Source organism: Streptomyces californicus (genome assembly GCF_000717645.1).
GTDB classification, from domain to species: Bacteria; Actinomycetota; Actinomycetes; order Streptomycetales; family Streptomycetaceae; genus Streptomyces; species Streptomyces californicus.
Map to the genome: position 1 here is coordinate 93,502 of NZ_JNZZ01000017.1, position 13,069 is coordinate 106,570.

The window sequence follows — 13,069 nt, forward strand, 5'->3', positions numbered from 1 at the left end:
CCCCGCAGAACGCGCTCTCCGGGCGGGCGACGGCGTTCGTCGCCCGCCTGGAGTAGCGTGAAGTATGAGGAAAAGGCTCTTCCCCGCGCTGCTGGCGGGCCTGCTGCTCATCGTGGCGGCAGCGGCCCTCGCCCTGACCTTCCCGGCGTCGGCCGCGCCCGCCGGGACCATCCAGGACGCCGCCCAGGCCCTGCGCGACGATCCCGTCTACGTGGACCCGGCCGCCCGCGACCAGCTCTCCGCCGCCGACGAGAAGGCCCTGGAGAACAAGATCACGGAGGCCGGCAAGCCGGTGTTCGTGGCGGTCCTCCCCGACACCCCCGCCTTCCCCGAGGACACCCTCCTCAGGACCCTGCGCAACGACACCGGCATCACCGGCGTCTACGCCGTCCGCCTCGGTGACGGCTTCGACGCGGGCGCGGACCCGCGGGTCATGCCCGTCCGGGCGGTCCAGAACCTCACCGCCGCCGTGGAGGACCCGGCCACCGCCCGCAGCGCCGACGCCCAGCTCAACGCCTTCGTCGACCGGGCCGTCGAACAGGCCCGGGGCTCCGCCCCCGCCTCCTGGTCCGGCGGCACGGGCGCGAGGGACGCCTCCGGCGCACCGGTCGGCGGCCTCATCACGCTCGGCGCGCTCGTCGCGGCGGGCGGCGTCGGCGCGTACGCGATCTCCCGCCGCACCAAGCGCCGCAAGGAGGAAGAGGAGCGCGCCGCCCTCGACAAGCTCCGGGTCGTCGTGGACGAGGACATCACGGCGTACGGGGAGACGCTGGAACGGCTCGACTTCCACCCCGCAGAGAAGGGCGCGGACGACGCCATGCGCGCCGACTACGAACGGGCGCTGGACTCCTACGAGACCGCCAAGGCGCGGATGGACCGGGCCACGCACCCCTCGGACGTGCGCCCCGTCACCCAGTCCCTGGAGGACGGCCGCTACTCCCTCGCCGTCCTGGAGGCCCGCCGCACCGGCGCGGAGATCCCGGCCCGCCGCCCGCCGTGCTTCTTCGACCCCCGCCACGGCCCCGCGGTCGCCGACGTCCGCTGGACCCCGCCCGGCGGCGCGCCCCGCGAGGTCCCGGTCTGCGGCACGGACGAGGCCCGCCTGGCCCGCGGCGAGGACCCGATGAGCCGCACGGTCGACACCGGCGACGGCCGCCGCCGCCCGTACTGGGAGGCGGGCCCGGCCTACGGCCCCTGGGCCGGCGGCTACTTCGGCGGCGGCCTGCTCCCCGGCCTCCTGGCCGGCACCCTGCTCGGCTCGATGCTCGCCACCCCGGCGTACGCCTCCGAGTACGGCGGCGGCGACTTCGGCGGCGGCGACGGCACGGGCGGCGACTGGAGCGGCGGCGACTTCTCCGGCTCCGACTTCGACTCCTCCGGCTTCGGCGGGGGCGGCTTCGGCGACGGCGGAGGCTTCGGGGGCGGCGGCTTCGACGGCGGCGGGTTCTGAGCCCCGCCGCCGCACCACGGCCCTCCCACAGCGCCCCGGGTTCCGGTGGATCCCCTCAGCCGGAGCCCGGGGCTCACAGGTGCGGTCCAGGATGGTCGAGCCGGTACGCGGTCCGTGGGTCCTCGCCGTCCGTTGTACAGAACGAGCCGCCCGCGGGGCTCACCGGTACGCGCGGTCCCGGCGTCACCGGGATCGTGGTGGCACGAGCCGGGTGTGGCCGTGCTGCGTCACCGAGGCCCGCCGTGCTCGGCGGTCTCGCTCACCACGGGAACGCCCCGGACCCTTGGAAGCCGACCAGGAACAGAAGGGCCAAGGGCATGAGGACGATGAGGACGAACGCTGCGAGGACCTTCGCCCACGGTGCCGATCTGCCTCTGCCTTGAGTCTGCATGATCGCTCCGGATGACCGTCCGGGCGTGGCTGAGTGGCTACGCCTTCAGGAGGGTAGCCCGCGCTGGTGCGGCGGTGGGAGCCTGTGCCACCGGCCACGTACGCGCCGGCTCGGTCAGGGCACGTCGGACCTGCTCGGCGGGAGCGTTCGGCGCCCGGCCAGGACCCGCCTGCCCGTACTCGCCGCCTCCGGCCGCCGCGTCACCGTGGTCGGCAGCGCCGTGCGCTTCGACTCCGAGGCCCGCTTCATCGCCGTCGGATCTTCGATGCCGAGCCGCGCGGCCAGGTGCTCGACGCCGCGCGGCCAGGTGCTCGACCGCAGGCCGCTGCCGGCTACCTGCTGTGTCCTGGCCGGTGTTGTGGCTCCGGTCCGGTCCGCTGGGGCGGGGGCAGGGGCTGCTGAGCCTGCTGGCGCTGCGGTGGCCGCGTACCGGTCGTCGACCGGCTTCTGGCGGCCGTCGCCGTCGACGGCCGTACCGGCAGGGTCGAACCCGGCTTCGTGACGAGCTGTGTGTCGCTCGACCGCAGGCGCTGCCGTTCGGAGGCCTCGTATGCCCTCTGCTCGGCAGGGAGGACCGACCGGCGTGCCATCTCCGCCAGGATCCGCCGGCTTTGGGGTGACGGCCCCGCTTCCCCCGCCGCGTGCCGCTCGGCCACGGAGTGCGCGAGCAACTGCACGAGGTCCGCGTCCGACCGGGCCGGCAGCGTCGGATCGGGGACACCGGGGACGGCCCCCCGCAACCGCTGCGCCTCTTCGGCGAGATCGGTCCACCGGGTGGTCGGCTCCGGCAGGAGCGGGGCTACCGCGCGGGCGATGTCCGCCAGCTCGGCCGACATGAACGCGGGCGCCCGTAATGCGGTGTCGGCATAGCGGGCGGCGAACTGAGCGGCCTCCAGCGGAGTCAGCTGGCGGTCGCGTTCCCGCTGCACCGCGTGCACGAGGGTGAGCTGGTCCTCGGCTACCGGCAGCCCGGGGGTGACGGTCCGGGAGTACACGGGGCTCCCGTCACGGCGCATGACGAGGCCGAGGTCTCCCAGACCCTCCCGCTCGAACGCGGCCGCGCTGCGCAGCACGCCGTCCAGGGAGGCGTTGTGGATCTCCCGGTCGACCAGGCGCCCGTGGCCCAGCTCCCGCAGTTCGTGCACGAAGCGGTTGCGGGTGCCGAACTCGCTGATCGGTCCCGCGACGGCGACGAACGCCGCCTCGATCCGGTAGGGCGCGGCGCCGGGCGGCCGGGGCGCGTCCTGGATGCGCCGGCAGATGTCCTCGAACTCGGCGGGACTGACCGCCGCGGACTCCAGAAGGATGTTGTAGCCCCTGGACAGGGCGTAGTCCTGGGCCTGCTCCCACCACAGGTCGCCGTCCGGGCGTACCAGCGCGTCGGCCTCCTGCGGCCGTTCGGCCTGCCAGCGGGCGTAATGCGGGTGGTAGGGGTTGTAGAAGTCCATGTTGATCCAGGCCGCCGAACCGAGCCGGTCCAGTGCGTCCTTCACCATGGCGGTGATGGCCGTCTTGCCCGCGCCGGTCTGGCCGCAGACGATCACGGCGACCGGACGCTCCTGCGGAGTGCAGCCGTCCAGCAGGTCACGGGCGATCCCTTCCTGGAACAGCCTGACGTTCTCCGCGCGGGGGAGTGCGCCCTCCGTCGTGGGGCTCACCCGGCCACGCCCATGTACCGGCGTACGGTCATGCACAGGTCCCGCGCGGCCTGGAGCCCGTCGTCGTCGCCCGGCCGGATCTCGGTCTGCGTACGGGCGAGCCGGCGGCGGAAGTCCTCCAGGGCCGCTTTGCGCTCCCCGTCCGCGTCCGGCAGGGCGGCCGAGACCGAGCCCAAGGTGTTCCGCACCTCGCTCAGCACGGTTTCGTAGGAGCTGTCGGCGTACAGGCCCCCGGGGACCGGGGTGACCTGATGGAGGATCGGGTCGGTGCGGTCGTTCATCGGTGAGGCGTCTCCTTCGTCGGGGTGGTCGGCCGGGTGAGGTGTCGGGTGTCGCCCCAGGAGGTGAGGGCGAGGCGGCCCCCTCGGTTCTCCCAGGTGGACACGGAGGCGTTGGGGACGGGTGGGAGCCGGCCGGGGGCGACGGCTCCGATGCCGCCGAGGACGTGGCGGAAGGCGATGACGATCGCGTCGTGGGCGACGATGAGCACCGAGCGCCCCTGCGCCGCCCGGTCCAGGTCGGTGAGGAACTGGCCGACGCGGACGGCGACATCGGTCATGGCCTCCCCGCCGGGCGGCCGGTAGTGCCACTCACCGACCCGTTCGCGCCGGTCGGCCTCCTCCGGCGAGCGGGCCCGCAGAGCAGCAGGCGTGTACAGCTCGTACACCCCCATCTCCCGGTCCCGGAGCCGCTCGTCGACGACGGTCTCCACGTCGACGACGTCGGCGGCGGTGCGGGCCATCTCCTGCCAGGTCCGCATCGCGCGCTCGTACGGCGAGCAGACGACCAGGTCGGGTTGGTGTCCGGGAGGTAGGTGGGACCACCAGCGGCCCAGAGCCCGCGCCTGGTCGATCCCTGACCGGGAGAGCGGTACGTCCCGGTCGACGCCGCTGACGGGAAGGCCGGTCGCCCCGGTCCGCTCGGCTTCGGCGAACGCGAGGTTGGCCGTGCTCCGACCGTGCCGGATCGCTCGGACGGCGGACAGGCTGGAGGGTGGAACGAGACGAGGTGATGTCACTGGTTTCCCTTCTCCGTACGAACTTAGCGGCGCGTGTGCGCGGGCCGCACCGGCTTTCGGCCGATCCTCACCAACTTCGCGATCGGCCCCTTCACGCCGTTCGGACCGCGCGGAGTCGGCCCGCCCGGCCGGAGGGGGAAGGACGGCGGCCTTAAGGCGTAGGGTCCGGGGGCCGAAGGGTTGCCGACGCGATCGACCGAGGGCTCGGGGGCCGTGAGAGCCTGGCGGGCATGAGAGCGAATCGCGGCCCGTTGGGCGACGAGCGGCGCGATCGCGGTCGTGAGCTTCCGCCCACCCGCGGAGTGTTGATCACCGACGGTCTGGTGAGCGTGTCGGGCGCGGCCGCCGCGGGCTGCGGGTCGCTGTTCGCTCTGCTTCCTCTCCTCGCGATCATCGGCGGCTTCGCTTTCCCTGACGACCGACCGGATTTCGTGACGGTGTTCGGAGGCCCTCTCGTCGCCGCGGGCCTTGGTGCCGCCGTCTTTCTGACGGTGCTCGGCTACGCCCTGACCTGCCGGCACCTCGCGCTCGCGGGCATGTACGCGGCGGCCAACGGCTCCCCGTCGCTGGGGAACGCGGTCGAGGTGCGTGGTCCCGTCAGCCGCACGCCGTTCTTCCCGGCGGTCACCACCACCAGCGTCATCGGTTCCCTCCTCCTCGCAACGGCCGGGGTGCTGCTCGCCGCGTCCGCCTGGCCGCCGGTCGCCATGACGCTGCTCGTCCTGGGCGTGCTGTGCGTCCCGCTCGTCCTCGCTCTGACCGCCGCCGGCCGACGGTGGGCCCGCTTGGCGAGCGCCCGCCTCCCCGCACAGGCCCTCGGCGAACAGGGGCGCGCACGGCTCCTTCTCGGCGACGCGGACACGAAGCTGCGGCAGCAGGTCAAGGCCCGAGACCGCGCCGAGGCCACCGGCCTCGACCGCGCGAGGACCGCCGCACGCGCGGCCCTCGTCATCGCCGTGCTCGCCGTGATGAGCCCGTCGATCTCGCCCACGACTTCCCTCTGGCAACAGGTGCGGCTGGGCGGTGCCGGACTCGGTGTCCTGTGCCTGCTCCTCCTCCCCTGCATCGCGGTGCTCCGGATCCGGCGCCTGCGACGCACCCTTGTACGGGTACGCCGCGGCGGAGCGGACGTGACCGCCGTCGACCGCGCGCACGCTGTCAACGCGACGGCTGCCCAGGCGTCCGAGCTGCACGCGGCGACGGCGGTCTGGGCGGCGCTGGGCGCGGGAGCGCTCGGGGCCCTGGCCCCCCGGACCACTGATGGCGCGCCCGCGGTGATCGTCGCGGGCATCTGGGCGCTCGGCCTGGCCGCGCTCGTCGCCCTGGCGATGCGCTCGGACGCTGCCGGCCCGCGGCTCCGGGAGGAATTCGGCTACCGTCTCCCGACCCAGACCCCCGTAAACGACAACACCTGGCACTGAGGATCAGGGCCGATGGCGCGTGGGGACGCTGCCGGTGACGAGGGCCGCGCCTCGCCTGCTTGAGCAGGCGGGCGGACGCTCACCTCGGGGGACCGGATGGAGGCGGCGGGCGGCCCGGGAGCGGCTGGTGGCTCGCCCCCGGACCGTACGCGCTCGGCCTACCGCCCCCACCGGACGACCGTGCGCGCTCAGCCCGTCGTGGCCCGCAGTGTGCCCGAGGCCGTGGCGTCCGCGCCCGAGCCGTCCGCCGGGGTGGCCGTCAGCCGCCAGGTGTACGCGCCCGCCGGGGCGGGCTCGCCCGAGGCGGACGTACCGTCCCAGTCGACCCGGACCGCGCCGCGCGCGTCCTCGCCCGTCCAGGTCCGGACGGTCCCCCCGTTCGAGCGGCGCACCAGCGTCACCTTCCAGGAGGCGGCCGGCTTGGACAGCCACCACGCGGCCCGCCAAGTCCCCGCGGCGGTGGCGGGCACGGCGGAGTGGGTGACGTTGAGCGGGGAGACGGCCTGCTGCGGGGCGGTGACGTGGACGGTGTCGTCGGCCCCGACCCAGGCGAGCTTGCCCGCGTCCGCGTCCAGGGTCCAGGTGGTGCCGCGCCCGTCGCCCTGAGCGGGCGGCTTCAGCCCGGTCACCGTACCCAGGTCGCCGGTGGAGCCGTCGGGCCGCAGCGCCGTCAGCCGCAGGTCGCCGGACGCCTCGCGCGCGGCGAGGAAGCGGTCGCCCAGCAGGACCCCGGAGACCGGGGCGGGGTAGTCGCGGTGGGTCGCCGTGTCGTACACGCCCGCCGCGTCCTGCGAGGCGCAGCTCCAGTACACCAGGGTGCCGCTGCGCTGGAGTTCGCTCGGTACGCAGTCCACGCCGAGGTCGTGGCTCGCGGTCGCCCGCCCGGTGCGCGGGTCCACCACGTTGAGCGTGCCCGGCTTGCCCGGGGCCGACTTGATCAGCCGGTCCCCGTCCAGCACCGCGCCCTGCGCCCGCTGGTCGCGGACCACGAGGTCACGAGCGGTGTCGACGACGTACTGCCGTCCGCCCGCCTCGTACAGCACGAACTCCGGTGCCGCGTCCAGGATGCGTCCGCCGGTCCCCGGCAGGACCAGGCCCTCCGACGGCCGGTCCGGGTCGTCGCCCGTCACCAGGGCGTCCCTGCCGCTCGCGGGGTCGGTGACCAGCCGGGCGAGCCCCTCGTCCGAACCGTCGGCGAAGCGGCCCGGCGCGAGCCCGGGGAAGTCGGCGAGCCGCGCGCCCTCCGCCGGGCCGAGACCGGTCCCGACGCCCTTGCCGTGCAACGTGTGCTCGCCGACGAGCGAGTTGACGTACCGCAGCCGTCCCCGGTCCAGGCTCAGCGCGCCGATCTCGCCGTCCGCCGTTTTGACCTTCGGCGTCTCCCGCATCACCAGGTCGAAGATCTCGCCGATGCCGTCCTGGCTGAACAGGTGGATGGCCCGGACCCCGGAAGCGTCCTTGCCCAGGGCCAGGACGCTTCCGCCCCCCTCGCCCAGGAGCTGGGCGAACTCCACCGACGCCAGGAGCGTGCGCTCGGTTTCCACGCCGGTGTGCGGCGTCAGCCGCAGCGGACCGCCGACGCCCTCGTGCCAGATGACGGTGTCGTCCGCCACGAACGTGGTGACCTCGCTGTCCGTGGACCGGGTGTCCAGCGGGACGACCTTGGGGGTGCCCGTGCCGCTGCGCGGCAGGATGCGGACGCCCTGGCCCCCGGCGCCGTTCCGCGAGAACCAGCTCACGGTCGACTGGGTGATCCGGAAGCTGTTCGCGTCACCGGTCACCGGCAGCGGCTTCACCCGGCCGTCGTACGCGGTGAGGATGCCGTAGCCCGGGGAGCCGTCCGCGAGCCGGTAGCCGATGAGGACGTCGCTGCCCTCCCCGCCGAGGACCACGGGTTCGGCGTCGGTGGTGGCCCCTGCGGGCAGCCGCACGACGGGGTCCGCCGACTCGGCGCCGCCCCGGGCCACCCGCATCTCGTAGGTCCCGTCGCCCTTGTCGACGGTGACGACCATCCAGGCGCCGGCGAAGCGCAGGTTGAGGTAGCCCGCGGGCACGGTCACCGTGGCGTTGAAGCGCGGGTCCTCCAGGCCGATCCGGACGACGTCCGTGCCGCCGTCCGCGCGCTGCTGCCGGTACATCGCCAGGTTGCTCTCGGTGTGGCCCTTGATAATCAAGTGCTCCGGAACGGTGGCGAGTTCGGTGACGACCCGGGTCCGGCGGTTGTACGAGTTCGTCCAGAGGTAGTCGTCGCCCTCGCGGTGCAGCACCCCGTTCCGGCCGGTCGACAGGATCGTCTCCGGCCCCTCGTCATACGCGTCGGGCGCCGGAATCAGGACCTCCGCGGCCTCCGCCTTCCCGGCGGCCCGCGCCGTGGCCGGCAGCGCCGTGGCGAGCCCCGCCGCCAGCGCCACCGCGATCGCCGCCGCCCCCGCGGCGCGTCCGGTACGCAGGCTGCGGTGACGGCTGTTCATGAACAGGTGTCGGGACACCTGACCCCCCTTGTCAGTTGACCATCGGCGCGCATCCGCGATGCGAGCGTGATCAACATAAGTCATATGTGGGGGAGTTGTGCTCGCCATGTGGGCGAAAAGGGGGCGGGAGCAGGCACCTCCCGCAGGCTGGGGCCGGTCGGTGAGGAGGGAGGTCGTCGGCATCGTGAAACCGGCGGGCTCGCGGATTCCGAGGGCCGGTCGGAAGCGAACCCGCTGGAACGGTGGGTGTGGAAGGGCTGGGCGCTCACGTGCTGAGCTGCTTGAATGCTGAAGTGGTCGAACTGGTGGTTGTCCTGGCGGCAGGAGGGCTGACGGCGTGGTTGCTCCGACGCAAAGTGAGGCAGCGGGCGGACACTGCCGCTGAGGGAGATGTGATCAAGGTCCCGTGCCTGCTCCGACATCCTTCACAGGAAGGTCGATGGCTGCGGGGGCGACTGCTGGTAGGCCCCTCCGGAGCGGGCTGGGAGCCACGGACCAGAGCCGGAGCAGCGGTGTCCCTCCCCGAGGGACTGCGGCAGGTCGGCATGCGATCACCGTCATGGCGCGAGGCGATGAAGATCAACGGCGGGTGTCGAATCGTCGAGTGCAGTTCTCCCGAGGGCCCCGTTCTCGTCGCTGTGATGCCGAATGAGTTGGGCCACGTGCTCACTGCCTTGAACAGCAGCTGAGCAGCGCAGCGAGGATCCCTTCACGCCTGGGTGGGGCCGGCCCTTAGCCCCGGCCCGCCGCCCACCACGCGGCCACCCCGCCCAGGAGGATCAGGGCGCACATCACCACGTTGCTGCGCCGGTAGTCCACGAGGATCGCGGTGAACTCGCGCAGCGTCGCGTTCGGCCAGAAGTACGCGGCCGTGGGCGAGCCCACCACCTGTCCCCGGATGCGGACCCGCCGGGCGGTGAGCGCGGCGCGGAAGGCGTGGTAGTTGTTCGTGACGACCACGCACCGGTAGTCGGGCTTGGCCTCCTCCATGATCGCCTTGCTGTACCGCAGGTTCTCCTCGGTGTTGCGCGACCGGTCCTCCCGCCGGACGAGGTCGGCGGGGAAGCCCTGCGCGATCAGGTGGTCGGCCATGGCGTGGGACTCGGGCAGGTCCTCGTCGGGCCCCTGCCCGCCCGAGGTGATGAGCACCGGGGACCCGCCGCGCCGGGACAGCCGCGCGTGGACCTCGCGCCCCCGCTCCAGCCGGCTCGCCAGCAGCGGCGGCACGGTGGAGCCGTTGATCAGCCCCGAGCCCAGCACCACCACGAAGTCGGCCTTACGGCGCACGCGCAGCCGCCCGTACAGGAACGCGTAGCAGACGAAGCACAGGAAGAGGAACGAGAAGTACAGCGCCAGACCGCCCGCCGCCGTGGCCGCGCCGATCAGGAGCGGCGTCCGCAGCGCGGCGGCGGTGGCCAGCAGGGCGATGACGGCGAGGACTCCCAGGGCGGCCAGCAGGGAGAGCAGGTTGGTCGGGCTTCTGCCCTCCTTGCGCAGCATGCGTACGCCGTTGAGGAACAGGAAGCACGTCAGCACGAGCACGGCCACCGCCCCCAGCACCAGCAGCGCCCACAGGACGAACGGGGCCGAGGCGGAACCGGAGTCGACCAGCCGGTACAGCAGACCGGCCAGTGCGCAGAGCACGGCCAGTCCGAGCACGACGGCGTTGCTGAACTTTCTGCGCTCGCGCAGCACGCTCACGCAGAAGACGAGGAAGAGGAGTGCCGCCGGGGCGTAGACCACCATGCGCACAGACTAGGCAGCGCACCACCCCGCCCCGACATCGGCTCCCCCTACGGTGACCTGCGACGAAGCCCTGCCGAAGCGGCCCGTGGCGCAGTCCCGCGACGGTGATGCGCGAACAGGGCGTGCCCTTTCCGGGCCCCGGGCCGTTGAACCCGGCATGAAGAAGCGCAGCGTACTCGCCGTCGTCACCCTCGCCACCGGAGCGGTCATCGCCGCCATCTCCCCGCCCCCGGGCGGCGGCGACACCGCCCACGCCGCCGAACCGGCCGTCTCCCTCGGAGCGCTGGACGACGTCGGCGACCTCGGCAAGCTGGTCGAGGGCGCGGCGGGGGCCACCACCTCCACCGCCGGCACGGTCACCAGCACCGTGGAAGGCGCCAAGCTCAGCTGAACCGGCTGAACGAACCGGCTGGACACGGAAGACGAAAGGGCGGGCGCGGCCGCACAGGCCGCGCCCGCCCTTTCCCGTGCCGCCCCCGTGCCCGCCCCGCCCGCGCCGCAGCAGTGCCTCTCCGCAGCGGCCCCGCCGGCGCGTTGCTCCGGCCGATCCGGGGGTAGCGTCCAGGTCATGGACTCTCGTACCACTGTCGAGCGCGCTCAGCGCCTCAAGCAACTGCACGCCGACCACCAGCCGCTCGTGCTCCCGACCGTCTGGGACGCCTGGTCCGCGCGGACGGCCGTCGCCGCCGGATTCCCCGCGCTGACGATCGGCAGCCACCCCCTCGCGGACTCCCGGGGAGCCGAGGACCAGGAGGGCCAGACCTTCGAGGAGGTGCTGGCCGCCGTCCGCCCGATCATCGCCGCTGTCGACGTCCCCGTCTCGGTCGACCTGGAGGCCGGGTACGGGCAGAAGCCCGCCGACCTCATCGCCGGGCTCATCGAGGTCGGCGGCGTCGGCCTCAACGTCGAGGACACCGTGCACTCCGAGGGCGGCCGCGTCCGCACCACGCAGGAGCACGCGGCGTACGTCGCGGGCCTGCGCGCGGCTGCCGACGAGGCGGGCGTCCCGGTCTGGATCAACGGGCGCACCGACCTCTTCGCTCACGCGGAGGACCCCGCCGCCGTCCTGGACGAGGCGATCGAACGGCTGCGGGCCCTGGTGCAGGCCGGCGCGGACAGCGTCTACCCGGTGAAGATCCAGGACAACGACGAGCTGCTCACGGCGGTCACGGCCGCCGTCTCCGTACCCGTCAACTCCACGGCCCACCCGGTCAAGCACGACCTGGAGCGCTTCCGCCGTCTCGGCGTCGGCCGGGTCACCTACGGCCCGCTGCTCCAGATGGCGCTGACCGACACGATGAAGGACATGCTCGGCCCCTGGGCCCCGTAGACGGCCCCGCCCGCCGGGCCCCGGCAGCGCATCCCGCACGGTCCGGACCCGACCGTGCCCGGGTCCGTCCGCGCCCCTCCCCGACCGTGCCCGGACCCGACCGATCCGGGTCCGGCACGGTCGGGTCCGGCACCCTGGTCCCTTCCTACGGTGAACGGGCAAGGGAAGGAAATCAGGAGTTGCTGGAACAGCTGAACGACGCGATGGAACACATCGAGGCCCACCTCGGTGAGCGCATCGACGCGGCCGACCTCGCCCGGATTGCGATGACCTCGGAGTACCACTTCCGCCGGATGTTCTCCGCGCTGGCGGGGCTCCCGCTGGCGGAGTACATCCGGCGCCGCCGCATGACGGTCGCGGGAGCCGAGGTGCTCGCCGCCCCCGAACGCACGCTGCTGGAGGTGGCGGTGCGCCACGGCTACGACACGGGGGAGGGCTTCGCCCGCGCCTTCCGGGCCGTGCACGGCATCGGACCGGGCGAGGCGCGGCGAACGGGCGCGGTGCTGCGGTCCCAGCAACGGCTGACCTTCCGACTCGTCGTCGAAGGGAGTACGGCCATGCGGTACAAACTGGTGGAGAAGGACGGTTTCCGGGTGGTGGGGAGGCGGGCCCGCGTCCCGCTCGTCCACGAGGGGCCGAATCCGGCCATCGCGGAGTTCATCCGGGGGATCGGCAAGGAGGAGCTGGACCGCATCGCGGCCCTCTCCGACCAGCAGCCGGCAGGCGTCGTCGGGGTGAGCGATCAGCTCGACCCGAGCCGCGCGGAGGGCACCGAACTCGACTACTACCACGGTGTGGTGACCGGCGCGGAGCCCCCGGCAGGCACGGACGCCCTCTCCGTACCGGCGGGCACATGGGCGGTCTTCGAGAACGAGGGCGCGTTCCCGCAGGCCCTGCAGTACCTCTGGCGGGACGTGTTCACCCAGTGGTTCCCGTCGAACCCGTACGCCTCCCGGCCCGGCCCCGAGATCCTGCGGGTGCGGCTGACGGAGGAGGGGAAGCGGGCGGAGGCGGAGCTGTGGATTCCGGTGGAGCGGTCGCCCGGGAGCTGACCTCGCCCCGGCCCCGTACGCGGTCGCGGCGGTCGCCCGCGCGGCTGCGGCGGTCCCGTGCGCGGTGCGGCGGAAGAAGTGGCACGACGGAGGTTTACGGCCATCGGGCATATGCGATGCCTTGATGGTCCAGACCTATTGTGCGGGTGTGCTCCGCTCGCTAGCTTTCTCCTGGCGGCGCGCGCTGTTCGGTTCGGCTCTGACCATTCACTGGCACACAGTCATGTGTGTTGACGGAAAAGGGAGTTACCGACATGCACAGACGTATTGCCGCGCTCGCGGTGACGGTGGCGACGGCCGGCGCGATGCTGCTCGGCACCGCTTCGACGGCCTCCGCGACGGGCCCCGGCTTCTGGCTCCGCAGTCACCACGCCAGCCTGGCGGAGTGCCAGGCGGTCGGGAACGCCGGTGCCGACAACGCTCTCTGGAGCCGCGTCTTCATCTGCAACCCGTACGCGGGCAAGCCGGGCGTGTACGAGCTGTGGGTGCGCTACTGATCCGGCCGCCGCAGACATGAACCCGCCCCGCTTCC

At 73.3% G+C, this 13,069-nt stretch carries 11 protein-coding genes; 6 read left to right on the forward strand and 5 right to left on the reverse strand.

From position 1 onward, the window contains the following. Positions 1–64: 64 nt before the first annotated feature. The gene (locus IF19_RS0122745) at positions 65–1,450 is read left to right on the forward strand and encodes a hypothetical protein (protein ID WP_030278001.1); all 1,386 of its coding nucleotides are present in this window, start codon (positions 65–67) and stop codon (positions 1,448–1,450) included. A 723-nt stretch (positions 1,451–2,173) separates the two neighbouring features. Here the strand turns inward: IF19_RS0122745 and IF19_RS1000000135475 are convergent. Genes IF19_RS1000000135475 through IF19_RS0122765 form a run of 3 tightly spaced genes read right to left on the reverse strand, consistent with a single transcriptional unit; the run spans position 2,174 to position 4,517 of the window. Further along, positions 2,174–3,499, reverse strand: coding sequence for a zeta toxin family protein (locus IF19_RS1000000135475; RefSeq protein ID WP_050493979.1), 1,326 nt, complete (start codon positions 3,497–3,499; stop codon positions 2,174–2,176). Beyond that, the gene (locus IF19_RS0122760) at positions 3,496–3,780 is read right to left on the reverse strand and encodes a hypothetical protein (protein WP_030117147.1); all 285 of its coding nucleotides are present in this window, start codon (positions 3,778–3,780) and stop codon (positions 3,496–3,498) included. Before IF19_RS0122760 ends, IF19_RS1000000135475 begins: the two co-directional genes overlap by 4 nt. After that, a complete protein-coding gene (locus IF19_RS0122765; RefSeq protein ID WP_050493978.1) occupies positions 3,777–4,517 on the reverse strand; it encodes a histidine phosphatase family protein in 741 nt (246 codons plus the stop codon). The genes IF19_RS0122760 and IF19_RS0122765 overlap by 4 nt, the downstream gene beginning before the upstream one ends. Positions 4,518–4,747: 230 nt before the next feature. Here IF19_RS0122765 and IF19_RS0122770 point away from each other — a divergent pair, with 230 nt between their 5' ends. Beyond that, positions 4,748–5,938, forward strand: coding sequence for a hypothetical protein (locus IF19_RS0122770; protein ID WP_030117145.1), 1,191 nt, complete (start codon positions 4,748–4,750; stop codon positions 5,936–5,938). Positions 5,939–6,126: 188 nt separating this feature from the next. On the opposite strand, the gene IF19_RS0122775 is transcribed toward IF19_RS0122770, so the two are convergent. Beyond that, on the reverse strand, positions 6,127–8,427 hold the full coding sequence (locus tag IF19_RS0122775; RefSeq protein WP_030278003.1) for a FlgD immunoglobulin-like domain containing protein: 2,301 nt from the start codon (positions 8,425–8,427) through the stop codon (positions 6,127–6,129). A 714-nt stretch (positions 8,428–9,141) separates the two neighbouring features. Continuing rightward, complete coding sequence (locus tag IF19_RS0122780; RefSeq protein WP_030117142.1) at positions 9,142–10,155, reverse strand: YdcF family protein; 1,014 nt, start codon at positions 10,153–10,155, stop codon at positions 9,142–9,144. A 157-nt stretch (positions 10,156–10,312) separates the two neighbouring features. On the opposite strand from IF19_RS0122780, the gene IF19_RS0122785 reads away from it, so the two are divergent. The 4 genes from IF19_RS0122785 (at position 10,313) to IF19_RS0122800 (ending at position 13,034) form a co-directional block, all read left to right on the forward strand. After that, on the forward strand, positions 10,313–10,546 hold the full coding sequence (locus IF19_RS0122785) for a hypothetical protein (protein ID WP_030117141.1): 234 nt from the start codon (positions 10,313–10,315) through the stop codon (positions 10,544–10,546). 177 nt (positions 10,547–10,723) lie between these two features. After that, positions 10,724–11,485 carry an isocitrate lyase/PEP mutase family protein gene (locus tag IF19_RS0122790; RefSeq protein WP_030117140.1) on the forward strand — a complete coding sequence of 254 codons (762 nt, stop codon included), beginning with the start codon at positions 10,724–10,726 and terminating at the stop codon, positions 11,483–11,485. A 179-nt stretch (positions 11,486–11,664) separates the two neighbouring features. Then, positions 11,665–12,537, forward strand: coding sequence for an AraC family transcriptional regulator (locus IF19_RS0122795; RefSeq protein WP_030117139.1), 873 nt, complete (start codon positions 11,665–11,667; stop codon positions 12,535–12,537). Positions 12,538–12,791: 254 nt separating this feature from the next. Then, positions 12,792–13,034, forward strand: coding sequence for a hypothetical protein (locus IF19_RS0122800; protein WP_030117138.1), 243 nt, complete (start codon positions 12,792–12,794; stop codon positions 13,032–13,034). Positions 13,035–13,069: the final 35 nt, after the last annotated feature.